Origin of the sequence: Nonomuraea africana, from assembly GCF_014873535.1 — a bacterium.
Classification (GTDB): Bacteria; Actinomycetota; Actinomycetes; order Streptosporangiales; family Streptosporangiaceae; genus Nonomuraea; species Nonomuraea africana.
In genome coordinates this window covers 7,049,618-7,067,537 of the sequence record NZ_JADBEF010000001.1, presented here as the reverse complement: position 1 = coordinate 7,067,537, position 17,920 = coordinate 7,049,618, and the positions used below count along the sequence as shown (strand labels likewise).

At 67.3% G+C, this 17,920-nt stretch carries 19 protein-coding genes and 6 pseudogenes; 11 read left to right on the top strand and 14 right to left on the bottom strand.

The window, feature by feature from the left end; translation table 11 throughout:
• Positions 1–139: 139 nt before the first annotated feature.
• The 3 genes from H4W81_RS33515 to H4W81_RS33505 form a co-directional block, all read right to left on the bottom strand.
• A complete protein-coding gene (locus H4W81_RS33515; protein ID WP_192778460.1) occupies positions 140–310 on the bottom strand; it encodes a hypothetical protein in 171 nt (56 codons plus the stop codon).
• 56 nt (positions 311–366) lie between these two features.
• Complete coding sequence (locus H4W81_RS33510) at positions 367–774, bottom strand: hypothetical protein (protein WP_192778459.1); 408 nt, start codon at positions 772–774, stop codon at positions 367–369.
• A gap of 227 nt (positions 775–1,001) precedes the next feature.
• Positions 1,002–2,231 carry a serine hydrolase domain-containing protein gene (locus H4W81_RS33505; RefSeq protein WP_192781196.1) on the bottom strand — a complete coding sequence of 410 codons (1,230 nt, stop codon included), beginning with the start codon at positions 2,229–2,231 and terminating at the stop codon, positions 1,002–1,004.
• A 1,132-nt stretch (positions 2,232–3,363) separates the two neighbouring features.
• Between H4W81_RS33505 and H4W81_RS33500 the strand changes: the two genes are divergently transcribed.
• The 4 genes and pseudogenes from H4W81_RS33500 (at position 3,364) to H4W81_RS33485 (ending at position 4,989) form a co-directional block, all read left to right on the top strand.
• Positions 3,364–3,723 (top strand): nuclear transport factor 2 family protein, encoded by a 360-nt coding sequence (locus H4W81_RS33500; RefSeq protein WP_192778458.1) that lies wholly within the window; start codon positions 3,364–3,366, stop codon positions 3,721–3,723.
• 158 nt (positions 3,724–3,881) lie between these two features.
• Positions 3,882–4,330, top strand: a pseudogene (locus H4W81_RS33495) (transposase); the annotation flags it as partial.
• Positions 4,327–4,629 (top strand): annotated as a pseudogene (locus H4W81_RS33490) (VOC family protein); the annotation flags it as partial. The pseudogenes H4W81_RS33495 and H4W81_RS33490, both read left to right, overlap by 4 nt.
• 159 nt (positions 4,630–4,788) lie before the next feature.
• Positions 4,789–4,989 (top strand): hypothetical protein, encoded by a 201-nt coding sequence (locus H4W81_RS33485; protein WP_192778455.1) that lies wholly within the window; start codon positions 4,789–4,791, stop codon positions 4,987–4,989.
• 83 nt (positions 4,990–5,072) lie between these two features.
• Here H4W81_RS33485 and H4W81_RS33480 read toward each other — a convergent pair whose 3' ends face one another.
• Both H4W81_RS33480 and H4W81_RS33475 read right to left on the bottom strand, forming a co-directional pair.
• The gene (locus tag H4W81_RS33480; protein WP_192778454.1) at positions 5,073–5,366 is read right to left on the bottom strand and encodes a hypothetical protein; all 294 of its coding nucleotides are present in this window, start codon (positions 5,364–5,366) and stop codon (positions 5,073–5,075) included.
• A gap of 171 nt (positions 5,367–5,537) precedes the next feature.
• Positions 5,538–6,311 (bottom strand): VC0807 family protein, encoded by a 774-nt coding sequence (locus tag H4W81_RS33475; RefSeq protein ID WP_192778453.1) that lies wholly within the window; start codon positions 6,309–6,311, stop codon positions 5,538–5,540.
• Positions 6,312–6,525: 214 nt separating this feature from the next.
• Between H4W81_RS33475 and H4W81_RS48900 the strand changes: the two genes are divergently transcribed.
• Positions 6,526–6,909 carry a pyridoxal-phosphate dependent enzyme gene (locus H4W81_RS48900; RefSeq protein ID WP_264083204.1) on the top strand — a complete coding sequence of 128 codons (384 nt, stop codon included), beginning with the start codon at positions 6,526–6,528 and terminating at the stop codon, positions 6,907–6,909.
• Positions 6,840–7,541 (top strand): annotated as a pseudogene (locus tag H4W81_RS33470) (pyridoxal-phosphate dependent enzyme). Before H4W81_RS48900 ends, H4W81_RS33470 begins: the two are co-directional and overlap by 70 nt.
• 670 nt (positions 7,542–8,211) lie before the next feature.
• On the opposite strand, the gene H4W81_RS33465 reads toward H4W81_RS33470, so the two are convergent.
• A complete protein-coding gene (locus H4W81_RS33465; protein WP_192778452.1) occupies positions 8,212–8,508 on the bottom strand; it encodes a LytR/AlgR family response regulator transcription factor in 297 nt (98 codons plus the stop codon).
• 257 nt (positions 8,509–8,765) lie between these two features.
• On the opposite strand from H4W81_RS33465, the pseudogene H4W81_RS33460 reads away from it, so the two are divergent.
• Positions 8,766–8,966: pseudogene (locus H4W81_RS33460) on the top strand (helix-turn-helix domain-containing protein); the annotation flags it as partial.
• A 35-nt stretch (positions 8,967–9,001) separates the two neighbouring features.
• Here the strand turns inward: H4W81_RS33460 and H4W81_RS33455 are convergent.
• Both H4W81_RS33455 and H4W81_RS33450 read right to left on the bottom strand, forming a co-directional pair.
• The gene (locus tag H4W81_RS33455; protein ID WP_192778451.1) at positions 9,002–9,586 is read right to left on the bottom strand and encodes a DUF6461 domain-containing protein; all 585 of its coding nucleotides are present in this window, start codon (positions 9,584–9,586) and stop codon (positions 9,002–9,004) included.
• Positions 9,583–9,915 (bottom strand): annotated as a pseudogene (locus H4W81_RS33450) (transposase family protein); the annotation flags it as partial. The pseudogene H4W81_RS33450 and the gene H4W81_RS33455, both read right to left, overlap by 4 nt.
• Before the next feature lie 28 nt (positions 9,916–9,943).
• Between H4W81_RS33450 and H4W81_RS33445 the strand changes: the two are divergent.
• Entirely contained in the window at positions 9,944–10,087 is a 144-nt protein-coding gene (locus H4W81_RS33445) for a hypothetical protein (RefSeq protein WP_225958917.1), read from the top strand.
• Between the two features lie 141 nt (positions 10,088–10,228).
• Here H4W81_RS33445 and H4W81_RS47870 read toward each other — a convergent pair whose 3' ends face one another.
• The 5 genes and pseudogenes from H4W81_RS47870 to H4W81_RS33420 all read right to left on the bottom strand — a co-directional run.
• The gene (locus tag H4W81_RS47870; protein ID WP_225958916.1) at positions 10,229–10,591 is read right to left on the bottom strand and encodes a hypothetical protein; all 363 of its coding nucleotides are present in this window, start codon (positions 10,589–10,591) and stop codon (positions 10,229–10,231) included.
• A 555-nt stretch (positions 10,592–11,146) separates the two neighbouring features.
• Positions 11,147–12,175 (bottom strand): serine hydrolase domain-containing protein, encoded by a 1,029-nt coding sequence (locus tag H4W81_RS33435; RefSeq protein WP_192778449.1) that lies wholly within the window; start codon positions 12,173–12,175, stop codon positions 11,147–11,149.
• A 5-nt stretch (positions 12,176–12,180) separates the two neighbouring features.
• A complete protein-coding gene (locus tag H4W81_RS33430) occupies positions 12,181–12,411 on the bottom strand; it encodes a hypothetical protein (RefSeq protein ID WP_192778448.1) in 231 nt (76 codons plus the stop codon).
• A gap of 496 nt (positions 12,412–12,907) precedes the next feature.
• On the bottom strand, positions 12,908–14,005 hold the full coding sequence (locus H4W81_RS33425; protein ID WP_192778447.1) for a plasmid pRiA4b ORF-3 family protein: 1,098 nt from the start codon (positions 14,003–14,005) through the stop codon (positions 12,908–12,910).
• 237 nt (positions 14,006–14,242) lie between these two features.
• Positions 14,243–14,755 (bottom strand): annotated as a pseudogene (locus tag H4W81_RS33420) (IS5 family transposase); the annotation flags it as partial.
• 397 nt (positions 14,756–15,152) lie between these two features.
• Between H4W81_RS33420 and H4W81_RS33415 the strand changes: the two are divergent.
• The 3 genes from H4W81_RS33415 (at position 15,153) to H4W81_RS33405 (ending at position 17,639) form a co-directional block, all read left to right on the top strand.
• Complete coding sequence (locus H4W81_RS33415) at positions 15,153–15,533, top strand: hypothetical protein (RefSeq protein WP_192778446.1); 381 nt, start codon at positions 15,153–15,155, stop codon at positions 15,531–15,533.
• A gap of 196 nt (positions 15,534–15,729) precedes the next feature.
• On the top strand, positions 15,730–16,578 hold the full coding sequence (locus tag H4W81_RS33410; RefSeq protein WP_192778445.1) for an oxidoreductase: 849 nt from the start codon (positions 15,730–15,732) through the stop codon (positions 16,576–16,578).
• 200 nt (positions 16,579–16,778) lie between these two features.
• Positions 16,779–17,639 (top strand): helix-turn-helix domain-containing protein, encoded by an 861-nt coding sequence (locus H4W81_RS33405; protein WP_192778444.1) that lies wholly within the window; start codon positions 16,779–16,781, stop codon positions 17,637–17,639.
• A gap of 93 nt (positions 17,640–17,732) precedes the next feature.
• Here the strand turns inward: H4W81_RS33405 and H4W81_RS33400 are convergent, their stop codons facing one another.
• Positions 17,733–17,918, bottom strand: coding sequence for a hypothetical protein (locus tag H4W81_RS33400; protein WP_192778443.1), 186 nt, complete (start codon positions 17,916–17,918; stop codon positions 17,733–17,735).
• Positions 17,919–17,920 lie beyond the last annotated feature (2 nt).

Here is a 17,920-nt window from a genome sequence, read left to right as displayed (position 1 = left end):
AGCCACTGACCGCCTGCCGCTCGTTTCGAACCCTCGTCAAGTGGCTGATCAAGAGTTGAGAGAGCGAGTAGCGGCCGAGCGTGCGGCTCACCAGCGCGAAGCAGCTGAGCGTGCGGGTCCTGGTGCCCAGCCGGGCAGGTCACAGTGCTGTCAGCGTGTCGACGGCGAAGTCATCGAGGTCGAACCCGGGCGCGGCCCGGCACAGCGGGGCGGGTTTGATCACGGCGCGATGCCCGGCGGCGGGCGTCGGCCAGGGTGAGCGAGCAGGCTTGGCCGCCCTGGCGGGGCTCGGCCCCTCCCTGACCGCCACGCCGCCGTGTCATGGGGGTCCGGAGAGGACCCCCGTGACAAGAGGTTGACATCCCATCAAGCGGCGTCGAGGGCTGCGGTGATCTTGCGGGCCATGTCAGCGATGGTGGGGCTGGGCTGGCCCTGGTGGGTGCGGGCGGCTGCTTCGATGGCAATGATGACGATGCTGCGGAAGTTGTCGGCCTCTGCCGGAGCCTGCTTCTTGAGCAGGCTCATGGCTGCCGTCAGGGCCGGCAGCACGTGGTCGGCGAGTGCGGCTACTGACTTGCCGTTCAGGTTGATGTCCTTGGTCTTTCCGGCGAGCACGTGCCCGACCAGGCCGGTGGCGGAGGACAGGGCGATGGAGCCTTCGGTGGCGGCCTTGTGGGGCGAGCCGGCGGCATCAGCGGCGGCCAGCAGCGAGACGGCGCCGTAGGCGGCGGTGCGCAGGGTGCGCTTGTCCTGGTCGGTAAGGGTGATGGACATGGTGGTGTGCTCCTTTAAATGAAAGTCAATGGAACGGACGGATGGTGGAATGCGGTCCTGGCGGTGCCCGGGGTATCTGGGTTGCTGAGGCCGGGAGTCGCCCGAGGGGATCTCACCCTTGGGCGATCTGACCTTGGCGAACAGGGCCAAGACCAGACCTCGCGGGACCATCGACGGTTCGGCCGCCAGGGGGGCTGAGGGCGGGTCCACCGGGCGCGGGCTCGGTGTCAGTCGTCGATCGCCTGGTAGAGCGTGGTCCAGAAGTCGTGGATAAGCCGCGCCGGATCCGGGGTGGACAGCCCGACCTGGGTGAGCAGGATTCCGGTGAGCTGCTTGTCCGGGTCGGCGTAGGCCGTGGTGCCGGTTCCGCCGTCCCAGCCGAACTGGCCGATGGACGCGTAGTCGCCACGGTAGGTGCGCACCGCCATCCCGAAGCCCCAGCCGCCGTGCTGCCCCTGGCCGAACGACACATGGATGTTGTTGCTGGCCAGGGCGTTTCGGGCGGCGTTTTGCTCGGGCGTGAGGCGGTTGGTGGTCATCAGCTGGACGGCGGGCCGGGACAGGATCCGTTCGGTCCCGTGCATCCCGCCATTCAGCAGCATCCGGAAGTAGGCGTGGTAGTCGTCGACGGTGGAGACCAGCCCGCCGCCGCCTGACTGGAAGGCCGGAGGCTGGCTGTAGCGTCCGCCTGCCGCCTCGTCCCACACGATGAACTCTCCGGTCCGCGGGTCGGGCGCGTAGCTGGGCGGCAGCCGGTCGATCATGCAGGCGGGCACGTGGAAACCGGTGTCCTTCATCCCCAGCGGATCGAGGATGCGCTCGCGCAGGAACGTCTCGAACGGCTGACCCGTGACCCTGGCAACAAGCACGCCGAGGACATCGTGGCTGATGTCGTACTGCCACCGCTCTCCAGGCTGGTACGCCAGCGGCAGCTCGCCAAGGCGTCGCATCCACTCATCCGGCCCGGGCGCCGGCTCCGCCCCCTGGCTGTAGTTGCCCCGCTCGAGAATGGCGTCCATGATCGGGGAGCCCATCAACGTCAGATCCACTCCGAGCCCGAACGTGGAGGTCAACAGGTCCCGTACGGTGATCGGCCGCTGCGCTGGCACGGTGTCGTCCAGCGGGCCGTCTGCCCGCTTCAGCACCTGCCGGTCGGCGAGTTCGGGCAGCCACTCCTGTACCGGGTCATCCAGCCGCAGCCTGCACTCGTCGAGCAGGACCATCGCCGCCGCCATCGCAACCGGCTTGGACGTCGAGGCCATCCGGAAGATCGTGTCCCGGCGCATCGGCGCGCCACCGTCATGGCGCATCGTCCCGACCGCTTCGACGTGCGTCTCACCGCCCCGGCTGACCAGGGCGACAAGTCCGGGAATCTTCCCGGACCCGACATGCCGAGCCAGCACGTCGCCCAGTCTGCGCAGCCCCTTTTCGGAGAAGCCGCTGTTGCTCTTTCCCATCATGAATCTCCTTGCGCACAGTGTTCAATCTGCGAGACCAGTCTTGGCGTGACGCCGATGGCCTCGGCGAGCTGGGCCTGGTGAGCCCGTGGTGCTTATGCTCCGGCTCGACTTCCCCGCCGGACATCCAGGTCGATGCCGTCGAGCACGATCTTGTCTTCGTATGCCTTCCGCAGCCCCGAGGCCGCAATCGGTGAACCGTTCATGGCGTCCACCATCGCCGACCGCCCTGATACCAAGCCGCTGCCGTCCTGACGTGGCCGCTGACACGACACCGCATGGGTCGACGGCGAGCGCGAGGGCTGGTCAGCTGAGTCGAGGAGGGCGGTGTCGGACGTGTTCGGGATGTCGGTGCGGCAGCTCGACCGGCTCCAACGCGGCGCCTGGATCACCCGCGAACGCGACCCCGACAACCCAGATCGAACGCGGAGATGGATCAGCCCTGCGAGGGGTACCCCGTTCCACCAGGGTGTCGAAAGTCCGCGCGGGCCGGTGCCGCAGCCGCGCGGCGGTCACCCGGATGGCCAGCGGCAGGTTCCCTGTACCGCTTCAGAATTCATCGCGTGGTGCTTGATCTGCGGTTTTGACCTCCAGCCGCCGTGCGGACAAGATCGCGGTCTGTGTCGGTTCGTCTGCTGTATCTGACCCTGATTAGGGTGTTCGGCTGGCTGGTGTTGCTGGGACGTGGTCAGTCGTCCAAGGACGTCGAGATCATGGTGCTCCGGCATGAGGTGGCCGTGTTGAAGCGTCAGGTCATCCGGCCGAAGTCGGACTGGGCCCCGATCGGTCCCAGGTCCACCGGCGTCTGCCGGGCAGATCGACCTGATCGCCCTGCGCGATTCCCTCACCCCAGCTCAGTGCAGCGGCCGCGCATGCATTCAGTGCGGCAGAAGCGACCTCCTTCTCCAACCTGCGGGCACCCTGCTCGACTTCAAGGTGGTCGAGTGTTACAGCCATAGGCACGACCGCGACACCGCCGCCAGTCCGGCCCACTGGCTTCCAGCGGGTGCGTGCCCGCCGTGGTGCAACGACACCCACCGCGGTGCGGATCACCATGTCCTTAAGCCAAGGCTCACGATGGATACGCCATAATCCAATGGCAGAACCGGTAGGGGACTGCGAGACTTCGCTCATGATCGAAGTAGATGCGGCCGCTGTCCTGCGAGGGCACGTGGACTCCTTCAACGCCCGCGACCTTGACGCTCTGATGGCCGGTTTCACCGACGACGCCTTGTGGGTCACCGGCTCCAGCGTCGCCCGGGGGCGCGGTGAACTGACCGAACTCTTCTCTGGTGCGATGGAGGGCTTGCTGCCAACGTTGACGATCCAGAACCTGCTTGCGGCAGGGGACCAGGCAGCGTGTCAGATGACCGAGACACTGACGGTGGCCGGCGAGGAGCGGACCTTCTCCATCGCGGGGTTCTACCGGCTGCGCGACGGGCGCATCGAGTCGGCGAAGATTTACCGCGAGGGCCGTGCCGAGATCGGCTGAGGAGTTCGGCTGCCGCACGACGGGGAGCCGCACCACTCCGGTAGGGAGTGTGGAAGAGCCAGTACTGCTGAGCTTCCTGACCCGCACTCCGATCGACCGTGTTGTACTTCCTCGGATCTGTCGATGGCTCGGGCGCACCTCCGCTCCCCACCAGCTGGCCCGATCGCTCCGACCGCCGCCGTCGCGGCAAGGACGACACCATCGACGCTGAGAACGCCGCTCACGCCACGTTGGCCGGGCGCCGCGTCATCACCCCCAAGACCCGCGATGGCATGGTCGAGTCCCTGCGGGTGCTCAGAATCGCCCGCACCACCGCGGTCAAGGCCCGCCGGGTCGCGCTGCAGATGCTGCTTGCGCAGATCGTCTCGGCTCCCGACGAACGCCGCGACCAGCTGTGCAACTTGACCCGGATGCACCTGATTCGCACCATCGGGGCTTGGCGGCCCGACTCGATCCGACCGCCTTCCGCGATCCGGTGGCCACGACCAGGATCGCGCTGAAGTCCCTGGCCCGCTGCTACCTCGAGCTCGATGATGAGATCGCCGACCTCGAAGACTTGATCGAGCCCTTGGTCCGAGAACTGGCCACCTCTTTGCTCAACGCCGTCCCCTACATCCGGAGGGTAGGCCGGGGGACCATGAAGCCCGAATGATGCTGCCGGAGGGCCCGCTGCTGCACTTCAACCAGGTCCCGCAGATGAAGACGATCAAGAACTGGATCCATCGGTGTCTGCGTCCAGAGACCTCGCGCGAGGAGGAGGCCGAGCGGTTGCCAGGCCTCGGCGCGACCCTGGTCGCCGACCATCGGAAACTCGACGGCTCAGGCTGGGCCATCCTCGCGGACCCCGAAGGCAACGAGTTCTGCGTCCTACGCAGCGAATCCGACCGTCCTGCCATGTCTGCCTGATCCCGGAGCCGGAGAACGTACCGGCGGCACGGTCCGCTCAAGCTTCGCTGACACTCAAGTGGCGCCGAGGGATGGGCCGAAGTCGCCGAGCGGTGAGCGCCTGCCTTTGCCGGCTCCGGGGCCTGGCTCGGCGGGCTCGCCGAGCTCATCACCATCGGGGTGGAGATCCTCAAGACAATCGGCCAGTTCTTCCTCGACATCACCGCGGCCAACCCCGCCTATCAGGTGGTCGCGGGTGCGGTCGGCATGCTGCTGTTTCTCAAGGTGGTCAACCAGCTCATCCTGTTCGCCACGGCTTTGGCCGCCACCAGCAACAACGGCCACGTCACCGACCTGGCCATCCGGTCGTCGGGGGTATAAGCCAAGAGAGCCCGCACCGTGACGCGAGAATCTTCTCGCACGCCACAGCACAGGCTGAGCTTTCTCGATGCCGAGCTAGGGGATTAGCTCTTGTCGCTGATCACGTCGTAGTCGGAGAATTCGATCGGGCCGTCACACAGTTTGGTCATCTGTGCGTTGAATCGGTCGGTTTCCGGCAGCTTGCTGTTGCGCTGCGCCTCCTCGAGCGAGCCGAACTCGACGATCGCCACGTAGTGGTCAGGGCGGCTGTGGTGCTTTGCCACGACCTCGCGCTTCACGGTGCGGGTGCTCTTCGTCTGCGTACGCCACTCGTTCATGAGCGTCTCGACTTCGCCGGCCCGCTTGGTGTCGAATTCAAGAATCTGTACGAAGCTCATATGAGCCTCCCTTTTTCTTCGGGTTATATTTCCTATTAAACATCCCGCAAAAACTAATAGCAAGAAAATCTCGAACAAATCATAGAATTCCACTCTCAGCATAAAACGGAGCAAGTCGCGTCTAGGGGAAATTCGAAATCGAAAGTACTGAAAGAGGCTCGAATGGCCAGGTCAAAGGGATTTAGCAACCTCGTGTGAGGGGCCGGGCTGCAGTCCGGCGCGAACCACATGAACGAGAGCTGCCACGCTCTCAGCCGATCGCAGACGCTGAGGATGTCGCCGAGTACTGCTCGCAGGGGTGGCCGGGAACCGAAGATGGGTCAGGACCCGGCGGAAGGCCCAGACCGAGCCGAGGAAGGCCAGGCAGGTGATGACCCCAACAGCAAATGGACGCGCGAGCAGGTAGGTGCCGATCGGCTGAGAGAGCAGCAGCCAGATGCTCAGGCCGGCGTTGAGCAGCAGGACCAGCACCCACAGCAGGGTGAGCCGGACGAAGCATCGCTGGATCCGCCGGTGAGCCACCATGTCCGGTGGCAGGCGGATGTAGTCAAGGATCAGCTTGCCGACCAGCGGGCGGCGTAGCCGTACAGAGACCAGGAACACCAGGCTCACGCAGATCGTGCCCAGCTCAGGCTGCAGGAAGTACATAACCGCGCTACCGGTCCACAGCGCCAGCCCGGCGCGGACGGTGATCGCCACCGCAGTGAGAATTATGGTTGCCGAGGCCGGCTGGCGCCTGATCAGGCGCCAGGCCAGGTTGCCGTATACCCAGGACACGGCCGTGATGAGAGCGCCGTTCAGGCCGATGAGGATCAAGGCGGCGTAGAACACGGCGAGGGGAACGATTACATCGTGGAGTAGCCGGGGTGCAGCCTGTCTGGCCAGCGTCATGAGGCTCGGTAGCGACACCAGCGTCGGGTCCGTGGTGGGCTGGTCGGTCGCCATGATGTCCCTCCGGAGTCCGGAGGCACGTGACCAAGGGTGCTAACGATCAGACACGTGGCTCCGGACATATCGACATACCCGCCGAAGGCCGGCAGCCGGGTGCTTTCAGTCAATGTCCTTCGCGAAGGAATGGATACCGGCGTTCCGAGCAAGGCTCATCGTCCTGGCTGATCACAACGCACACCGGGCGAACCTTGGTGGGAGACTCTCTGGAATGAGCCCTCCGCAGGTGACCTATGACGACGTCGTCGCCGCGCGAGAACTCCTCGCCGGCGTGGTAGTCCACACGCCCGTGCTGGCCTCGCGGGCGCTTTCCGAAGCGGTCGGCGGAGTAGTGCACCTCAAGTGCGAGAACCTGCAACGGGCCGGGTCGTTCAAGGCACGCGGGGCCTACGTCAGGATCGCCCGGCTCAGCGATGAGGAACGCGCCAGGGGCGTGGTGGCGGCCAGCGCCGGCAACCACGCCCAAGGAGTGGCGCTGAATGCACGACTCCTCGGGACCAAGGCCGCGGTCTTCATGCCCGAGGGGTGGCACTACCAAAGGTCGAGGCGACCCTGGGCTATGGCGCGGAGGTCATCTTCGCTGGCCGTACCGTAGACGAGGCCCTGGCCCGAGCGAAGGAGCATGCGGAGCAGACCGGAGCGGTGATCATCCACCCCTTCGACCATCCGGACATGGTCGCCGGACAGGGCACGATCGGGCTGTAGATCCTCGAACAGCTCCCGGACACCGCGACGATCGTCGTTCCCCTCGGCGGTGGAGGCTTGGCGGCCGGGCTCGCCCTGGCAGCCAAATCCCTGCGGCCCGGCGTCAGGATCGTCGGCGTGCAGGCCGACCGGGCGGCAGCTTATCCTTCCTCGTTGGCGGCAGGACATCCGGTGCTGGTCGAGCCGTCCTCGACGATGGCCGACGGCATCGCGGTCGGATGTCCGGGCGAGCTGCCCTGGCGTCACAGTGAAATGGGCTCTCTGGACGCGAAAACGACCCCGATGTGTTCACACCGGGGTCGTCCCTTCCAAGCCGTTGCACGTGAGAGTGCACGGCTCTACACACAACGCTACAGCCGACCCAACCCCATTCCTAGTCAATCGAGTTCTCATTCCAGGACGGCCGCAAGGGTGCCAGGAGTGATGTCAAGCGTTCGGGTAGGGGTCGGCAGCCTGTGGATACAGCCCCAGCTCAAGCGATTTCTTCTTCAGAGCTGTCGCACGCGATCGCCACGCGCGTGATGATCTCGACCTGCTGTAGTCGCTCAGTGGCGCTCGGACTGGTCGGGCAACCAACCTGCAGGAGCCTGCATGACCTTGTCCGATAACGCTGAGCTGGTCGCCGTCCGGCGGCGGCCTACCCAGGCTCTCAACGATCGTTCCTCCCTCGGGGAGTGCCGCAATGCCCTGGACCTCACTCGCCCAGGCTGGCCCTGGCGCGACAAACCGCAACAGTGGGCCTGCTATCGCCGTTGGTGATGGGGCTTGCTGGGATTGGCTGTTTCCGCGGCCTCGCGGGGCACGTTGACTGATGAGTGATCAGGTGGCGCATGTGGGCGTCGCTGTCGCCATAAGGGGGTCGTGATGACCCTGAACACAGAAGGCATGAACGGTACCGCCCCTTACCGGTACGGCGTCAGTGTGCGCGGGCAGCTGCGGGGGCTTGCCCACGCCCACCTGGGCTGGATGTTCACCAACGATCAGACCGACGCCGGCCGGTACGCTCCCGACCTGCTGGACGATCCTGCGATGGTCAGAGTGACGCGCGCCTTCCCCGCGTTGTGCGCGCTGTCGCTGACGCTTCTCTTCCTGGCCGGCTGGACGATCAGCGGCACCCTGTACGGCGGGCTGACCGCCTTCCTGTGGGCCGGGCTGGTCCGCGTGGCCCTGCTGCAGCACGTCTCGTGGAGCGTCAACTCCCTGTGTCACGTGGTAGGCGACCGTAGGTGGCGGCATCGCGGGTGGAGACGAAGACGACCAGGGGCGGCTTGGCCAAGGCGCCGAGGAGGTCGGCGATGGCGAAGCCGTCGAGGTCGGGCAGTTGGATGTCCAGAAGGACGAGGTCGGGAAGGAGCCGGGCGGCTTCGTGCACGGCTTGCACACCGGTCGCGGCTTCGCCTACCACACGGAAACCCTCCGCCTCCAGGAAGACCCGGCAGGCGGAGCGGAACACGTCGTGATCATCGACGATGAGGACGCTGGGCGCCACCCCTTGATCGTGTCACGGGCGACGAGAGCCGTCATCCGTGCTGGCAACAGGTGGCTGGCGGGGTTCGCGGCGGAACGCCTCGAGCACCGACAAGCTCAGCGGCTTACCCCCAACTGCTTGCATAGGGCGACCAACTCGGCGGATGTGTACTGGACGGATTCAAGTGGTCGTCGCAACATCTCGTTGTTGGGTGTTGCTGGTGGGTTTGGGGAAGCAGCAGAGGGCTGTCAGGTTGTATCGCGGGCAGATTTCCTCGCCGGCGAGTTGCGCGGCGCCTGGGGCGTTCGCCGTCGACCATCTCGCGGGAGATGCGACGGAACGGAACGCATCCACGCGGATGGCGACAAGATCGCCGATGGGCGACGTGCTGGAGCCCGGAGCAGATCTCCAACCGGCTGAACGGTGATTTTCCCGAGGATGACTCCATGCGGATCTCACACGAGGCGATCTATCCTGCGGCTGGCCGGAGGGGGTCACAGACGATGGATCCTGCTCACCTCGGTTCGGGGATGATTCCGCACAGGTAGGTGGACCCCTCCAGCAGCTCCGGTGTCAGCGTGATGCCGGTGAGATGCTCGGCCAAGAGGAACGCCGGCCCGTCGCTGGGGTAGAGGTGTCTGTAATCGGCGTCGATCCGCTGCATGATCTCCACGACCTCGTCCGGTACCTCTTCCGAGTAACCTTCATCAGCGATGAAGCAGAACCGGAGCTCTCCATCTTCGCTCCAGTAGAAGCACTCGACGCCTTCGACGTCGCGGAAGTGGGAGACGAGGCGGGTTCCCGCCGACAACGAAGTGATGATTTCTTCATCGGTGCCGAGCCCGCCGTTGGGCTCAACGATGAACACCCAGTCGCCTATGGTCGTGGCGCCGAGAAAGGCGGTGTCGTAGCTGTTCCTGTGGCGAGTCTCGATCAGCTCCTCAAGCGTCATGGGCGTGAAATCCTCCGGCCGGCCACCGAGCCGGACCACCAGTTGCTCGGGTGTCCGGCCGTGGACGTAGGTGAAGCAGTAGGCCTCCGCCAGCTCGGGGAAGCGCTCGTAGGAGAACCAGGCATAGTCGTCAGGGGTCGCGATCATTTCGTCATGCTCGCAGCGCCGACCGACACAATGAACCTGCTCATGCTCAGGCGGCCTGTGCGACGCGGTGTTTTGAAGGACGCGATGGCCTTGCACTGGTGGCCGGCCTTGCCGGGGCTGCAGCGTAGCTTCCGGAGGATCTTCCAGCTCTTCAGCTGGGCGTTGGCGCGTTCGCCGGGTCCGCGGAGCTTGGCGTGGGAGCGGTTGGCCTGTTTCTGCGACGCGGGCTTGTCCTTGCCCTTGTACGGCGTGGCGACCGGGACCTCAGCTCCCTGATACGCCTTGTCGGCCAGGGTGATGATTCCGGCCGGCTCCAGCGCACGCAGGATGCCTGTACCGCTTCAAAAGTCATCGCAGGTGCCTGACCTGCGAATCAATCACGGCGGCTTCTACGACGTCAGCCCCGTCGTCCTGGAGGTGCCCTACGACGACTACTGGTATCTGGTCGTCGACAGCAATCCCCGGCGGATCCGGGCCGGGGTCTCCCAGGTCTTCGACTGAGCGCGGCACCTGCGGTCAAGGCTGGGGAGAGCGGTCCTGATCACGGGACCACGGTGGTCCCGTGGTCCCGTGTCCGATCCCCCTGCGTGCTTCACAGCGTGGCGTGGAGGGTTCCACAAATCCGACCGCGAAAGAGGAAGATCACTGCGGCGGGCCGGGGTCGGGACAGCGTGACAGGTCGCGGACGTGGACGCTGATGGAGCCGACCAGCTTGGTCAGCCGTTCTGTCAGTTCGGCCAGGTCGCGCTCCCGCCCGTTCGGCGCTCCGGCGTCGGCGTCCTGGTCGAGGCCTGCGGCGCCGATCGTGGCGATCGCCGCGGTCAGCTCGTCGACCAGCTGGCGGACGGCGGCCGCGTCGGCGGCCAGGCGCTCACGTAGCCGTGCCGCGCGAGAGGCGGTCTCGGTGGGACGGCGGCGGGCTCGGTGGGCGGCCTGGCGGCAGGGAGTTCCGCAGTAGCGGGCCGGGCGGCCGGTGCGGGCCTGGGCGATCGGCGTACTGCACACCGGGCAAGACACCGGCGCCGACATCGGGGCCGGGGCCGTGTTCGCCTTCTGGCCAGGTGAGGACGGGGGTGATGACGGGGTCGGCGAGGCCTTCGCCAGCGCGGTGGCCGCCGCCCTTTCTCTCGCCCTCTCCTTCGCCTCCGCTCCTTCGCCTCCTTGGCCTGCTGCTTGGCCTTTGCGGCAGCGCGCTTGGCCCACAGCTTGGCGAGCTTGCCCAGGTCGGCGTTGACCTCGGCGCGATCCCACTTGGCCGGGTCCGGAGTCGAGGAACGACGGGACAGGGGTTAGCGGTACGGGCTGTTCAAGCAGGTCAGGGCGGTGCACGACCAGCGGTGTTGAGTCAGCTTTCGGCCCCGAACATGGCGGGGCAAATCCGTCGAGATAACGCGATCTTGAATGTTTCCGCAGGTCGCGGTGCTCGATATGTCAACCATCCGCACCATGATCCATCTCACCGCTAATGGCTGTCCTTTCGTTCCTCGACCCCGTACCTGTCCAAACAGCGGGTTCGCCAGCGGAGGCTGCGTCAAACCTGTCGGTGTGGGCCGCCCCCGGTCAGGCGCCGGTGGCGGCCGGGACGGGGTCCGGACCGGGTGCGGAGTTGATGATCTGTGCGAGCAGGTTGAGGCCGGGACGGTCCACGGGTCGGGTGTTGGCGTTGAGGATGACGACTGCGGCTCGGTGTTCGGGGGCTATGGCCAGCAGGCTGCGGTAGCCGCCGGTGCCGCCGGTGTGGAACAGGATCCGGTGCTGGCTGCGGGGCAGGTTGGCCGAGATCCAGCCGGGATGGATGGCGGCTCTGGCGTTGATGCGGTGGGCGGTGGTGTGGGTGAGAGCGATGGCTTCGGCGAGTTCTTCGGGTGCGGGGCCGATCTGGGCCCGGGCCAGCGTGAGCAGGTCGGGCACGGTGGAGTGCAGGCCGCCGGCGCCGGCGAGGGCGGCCAGGTGCCAGGGTGGGCGGGGGCGGCCGGTGCGGGAGTGGCCGGCGGCCAGTCGTGCGGTGCGTCCGGGGTCGAGAACCACGTGGGTGTCGGTCATGCCGAGGGGCCGGCAGATCTCGGCCTGAATAAGCGTGTCGTAGTCGGTGCCGGTGTGGCGTGCCAGGGCGAGCCCGAGCAGGCCGGCGCCGAAGTTGGAGTAGCGGAAGCGGGTACCGGGCACCGACCGCAAACGGGTGCGCCGAAATCCGTCCAGCAGGAGCTCGCCCGTGCAGCCAGCGTAGGGGTCCGATCGGAACAGGCCTCGCGGCAGGAGGCCTTTGGGCAGCCGGGGCAGGCCGGAAGTGTGGCAGGCCAGGTGAGCCAGCTTGATGACCTCACCGCCGCGTTCCGGAGCCGTGATGTCGCGGGGTAGCAGGTCGCGAAGCGGTTGGTCCAGCCCCACGGCGCCACGCACGGTGAGCTGGGCCAGGGCCAGCGCGGTGAACGTCTTGGTGACGGAACCGATCTCGAACAGCGTGCCGGGGTCTGCGCCGTGCAGTGCGGACTGCCCGCCCCGGACGGCACCCACCACGACGACGCCACGCTGTCGGGCGCCGAGCCGCTCCGCCGTTCGTCTTGCCAGATCATCGAGGAGCGAGGTCATGATCGTCAGGCCTCCGTCCGGCCGAACAGGCGTCGGCCGCCGTACTTCTTGTGTACGGCCTGCTTTGAGACCCCCAGCGCCTCGGCGATCTGCGTCCACGTTGTCCCTGCCACCCGCGCCCGGTGCACGAGAACCTCTTCCTGTCCTTCCAGGCGGTGGCGCAGCGTGGCTGCCTCGCGCAGTGCTTCGATGGGATCGGTGTTCTCGGTGATCGACGAAATATCAACTTCGGTCATGCGTCAACCTTAGTTGACCTTCCCCTCGATCGTCAACCTAAGTTGACGGCATCGGTGAGGTGCCGAGAGTTGTCGCAATCGGAGGAGCCAGAGGGCACGCGTGTCTTCATCCTCAACCATCGTCGAGCTGTCCGTGTGTCATGCGGGCGTTCCGGGCGGGCTCGGGTCAGGATGGCTGGTGGGTGCGCACTGCCCTGTGCCTCCAGCGGACGACCCCACGAAAGAGCGGGGGCTTGCCGCGGGCGGCCTGCCCCGAGAGCTTCTCCGGTGCTCGGAGTAGGCCGGCCGGGGTCAGGGCCAGGGCGTGCGTCGCATCCGTGCCCCAGCCGCCCTGCGGGGCCGGGTCTCGCCACACCAGCCCTCGCCGACTGGCTGGGTGAAGGCGGCCTCCGCAGCTGGCCGTTCCCACAGCACGGATACGACGGACCTCGCAGAGCGTAGTAGATCGCTGCGGCCTGGCCAGGTTCGCGGCAGTGATGCCAGCGGACACCGGCCGCTACGCGGTCGGCGGTGCTTGCCGGTCGGCCGCGGCGGCCTGGTGGTCACGGGCGCTGGCGCCGATGGCGCCGGCCAGCCTGGTCAGACGGCCTGCCAGCGCGATGATGTCGCTCTCCCACCCGATCGGCTGTGCGGCGCCCTGGCCACCGCCGTCGACGGTGGGGAGCGCGGCGGCCAGTTCGTCGGCCAGCTGGCGGGCGGCGGCCGCGTCGTCGGCCAGGCGCTCGCGTAGCCGTGCCGCGCGAGAGGCGGTCTCGGTGGGACGTCGGCGGGCTCGGTGGGCGGCCTGGCGGCAGGGGGTTCCGCAGTAGCGGGCCGGGCGGCCGGTGCGGGCCTGGGCGATCGGCGTGCTGCACACCGGGCAGGACACCGGCGCCGACGCCGGGGCCGTGTTCGCCTTCCGGCCAGGTGAGGACGGGGGTGATGACGGGGTCGGCGAGGCCTTCGCCGGCGCGGTGGCCGCCGCCTTCTCTCTCGCCCTCTCCTTCGCCTCCGCTTTCTTTGCCTCCTTGGCCTGCTGCCGGGCCGCGGCGGCCTGCTTGGCCCACAGCTTGGCCAGCCTGCCCAGGTCGGCGTTGACGTCGACGCGGTCCCAGCGGGCCGGGTCCCAGCGGGTGGTGCCGTAGATGGACTTGGCCACCCGGTACTTCCAGCCCTTGCGGTGGCGCAGGGCCCGCATGTGCTCCTCGTAGCCTTCCGGGCCGCCGCTGTCTTCCGGCGGGCAGGCGCGGCCGCCGCCGCTGCAACGCGGATAGGCGGTGTTCTTCGCCGCCCGGTGGATCTTCTCCACCTCGATGTCGTGGTCCCACATGTCGCCGAAGTCGTAGCGGTAGCCGAGCCAGTCCCCGGCCCGCGGGATCAGGCCGGCCAGCGTCACGCTCGTCTCGTCGCGGGCGTTGTCGCCGTACTCGAGGTCGCCTTTGCCGAACAGGTGCAAGTGGTGTTGCTCCCAGCCGAGTGCGACCTGGATGACCTCGTGCAGCTGGTCCAGGGTCGCCGTCGACGGCACGTGGACGCGTCGCCAGACGGGCGGGTGGACCCCGCGCAAGGTGACCTTCAGCTGGTGGACGGTGCCCACAGTGCCCGCGGTGCCCACGGCGGCCCTTCCCCCGGTGTGTCCGGCGGTGGGCGCCACGGTAGCTGAGCGCGTCTTGCCGCGTGTCGTGACAGGAGTCCGGGCGGCCGGGGGTGATGCTGGATCGCGAGGACGCACTGCCCAGTGATGCCTCAGGCGGAAGGCCCTCCTACTCCGGAAGGGGCCTTCCGCCCCCACCTTCGTGGGTGCCTCCTGAAATTCCCGAAAGCCCTCTGGACCTAGAGCGTGTCCCGTGGATCATAGGACATGGTCACGGAGCCAGATCCGGATCGAGGCGACGTCGATGGTGCCCTCGTAGATGCGTTCGCGCTTGTCGGTGCGAAGGGCCACCGCGCGGTGGCCCTTGAGCTTGTTGACGCACCGCTCGGCGGTATTGCGCTCCTTGTACCGCTCGGCGTCGAAGCCGGGCGGTCGCCCGCCCTTACGCCCCCGGTTGAGTCGGTTGGCCTGCTGATCCTTCTTGATCGGGATGACCGCCTGGATGCCGCGCCGGCGCAGGTAGGCGCGATTGGCGCGCGAGGAGTAGGCCTTGTCGGCCAGCACACGTATCGGACGCCGGCGAGGACGGCCCAGACCGCGACGCCGGATGCGCACCCGCTCCAGGATGCGCCGGAAGTACGGGCTATCGCCGTGCTGACCGGGGCTGATGATCCGGGCGATCGGCCGGCAGCGCCGGTCGGCGACCAGGTGAATCTTCGTGCTCCACCCGCCCCGTGAGCGGCCCAGCGCCTCCCGGCCCGTGCCCGGTTTGTGATCTACGCCGTCCCCTTTGACGGGATGTCGGCGGGCGGCTCACGACGAGCTCCGGCGGCATGCTGATGAGCGCGCGCCACAGTGGAATCCACACCCACCACCATCAAAGATCCACGCGACACGCCCTAGAGCCGTGCCCCTCTAGGTCTAGAGGCTGCTCTAGAGCCCGAATGCCGGGCCGACCTGCGCTCTAAGTGGCCGCGAGTGGGGAATCTCAACTGGCCACCAACAGGCAAGCGCCGGAAGACGGATTCCGGCTACGGCCCTTGGTCCCCTGACGAGAGAAGATCACCATGCGTGAATACACCAAGCTGTACATCGACGGCGCCTGGCGCGAGCCGGAGCAGGGCACGGTCCTGGAGCTGACCGGCAGGGGTGCGGCGGGCTCGCCCCAATGCTGGTGCGGGGGCTGAACGGCGGGGCCGCGTCGCTGTCGGGCTGTGTACTTCTCGTCGCAGGGGTGGCCGTGTCGGTCACCGGGTTCGGCGGCGGACACGCCCTCGTGTTCTTTGCCAGTGCGGCGATCACCGGCGCGGGCTTCGGCCTGTGCTTCATGGGCTCGACGAGCACCGTTACCGCGGCAACCAGGGCCGAGGGGGATGCCTCCATAGTCTCGGGGTTCTTCGCCATCGCCTATATCGCGGTGAGCATGCCCATCGTCGTCCTGGGCGTGGTCGAACCGTGGCTCGGCCTGCAGGCGGCCTTCTCATGGTTCGGCCTGCTGGTGGCGCTGTTTGCTCTGGCAGCGGGGGCCATCGCCGTTCGAACCAGGTAGGGCCGCCCCTCCTCGCCGCACGCCACGCAGCGCCCCGCGCAACGGCGTTCATGTGCCTTCCCCGCCTGCCACGGCGTTCGGGGGCACAAGGTCGGGCGGCGGTTCCTATGCAGATCCTTCCCTGGATGACTGTCTCGGATCCGGTGAGCATGGACGACAACCAGTACACGTAGCATCGATTTGTAGGGAGCAAGAAATGACCACATGGTTTATCACCGGCGCATCCCGGGGTTTCGGTCTGGAGACCGTCCGCCAGGCACTGGAGCGCGGAGACAACGTCGTGGCGACCGCGCGTGATCCCCAGGCCATCGAGAAGCAGCTGCCCGAGTACGCTGACCGGCTGCTCGCCGTGAAGCTGGATGTCACGGACGAGTCGCAGGCCCGTGCCGCGGCAACGGCCGCAGTGGAGCGGTTCGGGGGGATCGACGTCCTGGTCAACAACGCCGGGCGTGGCCTGCTGGGCGCGGTGGAGGAGGCATCGGATGCCGAAGTACGCGCGGTCTACGACACGAACGTCTTCGGTCTTCTGAACGTCACCCGTGCCGTGCTGCCGGTGATGCGCCGGCAGGGGTCGGGCCGCGTGCTGAACCTCAGCTCGATCGGAGGGTTCAGGAGCGTCGCCGGCTTCGGCATCTACTGCTCCACCAAGTTCGCCGTCGAGGGGATCTCCGAGGCGATGCGCCAGGAACTGGCCCCGTTGGGGATCCATGTCACGATTGTCGAGCCGGGCTACTTCCGCACCGACTTCCTCGACGCCAGCAGCCTGCACACCCAGGACGAGGTCATCGCCGACTACGCTCGCACGTCCGGCGCCATGCGTGGAGCCGTCCCCGGACTCAACCATGCCCAGCCCGGAGACCCCGTCAAGGGTGCGGCGGCCATCCTCACCCTCGTCGACGCCGGCACCCCGCCCCTTCGTGCCCAGCTCGGCAGCGATTGCGCGGCGGAGATGGACCGCAAGATCGAACAGCTCCGAGAGGAGTCCGCGGCCTGGCGGCACCTGGCTCTGTCCACCGACCACGACGACACCAGGGCTGGAGGGTGATTCTCTGGTCTCACCGGCTCGCGGGGCAGGCTGTCCAGGAGCGGCGGCTGCCGTGCGCAGCTGGCAGGCCGCGGGTCGCTGGGGGCATGGTGTGCCGCCGTGCCCCGGCGGCGCGCCGGTCGGAGGAGCCAGACCGGATCGGCCCGAGCGCATGATGACTCAGGGCGTCTCTCGGCACATGATGGTTAGGAGTGATTTCAATGCCGACTGAACTGGGTGAGTACCTGCGTGCCTGTCGAGCCCGGATCAGCGCCGAGCAGGCTGGTATTCCGTCGTCCGGGCATCGCCGGGTGCCGGGATTGCGGCGCGAGGAACTGGCCACGCTCGCGGGTGTCAGCTCGGACTACATCGTCCGCCTGGAGCAGGGCCGGGTTAAGTCCGCTTCGCCCGCGATTCTCTCAGCGCTCGCGCGGGCCCTGAACCTTCGCCCCGATGAGGAGGAGTACCTGCGGCAGTGCGCGGCAGGTGCGGACTACGCCGCTTCCCGAGCGCGTTCGTCGGCGCCCCGCAGGCAGCGCGTGTCCCCGGCCACCCAACTGCTGCTGGACAGCCTGACAGGTGTGCCCGCACTTGTGCTGGGCCGGCGGATGGACGTTCTGGCCTGGAACAGTCTGGGCGCCGCACTGATCACCGACTTCGGCAAGCTGCCTCCGGAACGACGCAACCTCATATGGCTGACATTTCTCGATCCTGACGTTCGAGGACTCTACGCCCGCTGGGGCACGGTGGCCCGCGAGTGCGTCGCCTACCTCAGAATGGACGCCGGCCGCTATCCGGAAGACCCCGAGCTCGCCCGTCTCGTCGGGGAACTGTCCATGAAGGACGCCGACTTCCGCCGATGGTGGTCCACTCACCAGGTCCGTGCCCAGCACTACGGCCGCAAGGACTTCGTGCACGCGACCGCCGGAGAGCTCAGCCTCGACTTCCAGGTGCTGGATGTGCGAGGCACAGTGGATCAGACACTGCTCGTCTACACGGCCGAGCCGGACTCCCGCTCAGCGCAGGCCCTGGCGTTCCTGGCCGGCTGGGCTCCCGCCAAGCAGCCAGCCCCACAGGGGTGAACCTGTCCGGTGCCAGAAACTGGCAATGAGGGTCTGACCTGGTCTTCTAAGCTCAGCTCCCGTGCTGTTTCGACTTCTGTATCTGCTGGTGGGTCAGGTGTTCGGCTGGCTGGTGCTGCTCACTCGGGGCAGCGCCTCCAAAGAGGTGGAGATCTTGGTGTTGCGGCATGAGGTCACGGTGCTGCGTCGCCAGGTCGCCCAGCCCAGGCCGGACTGGGCCGATCGGGCGCTGTTGACCGACGAGACCGGCTCGGCGGAGTCCTCCACGAATACCGACATGC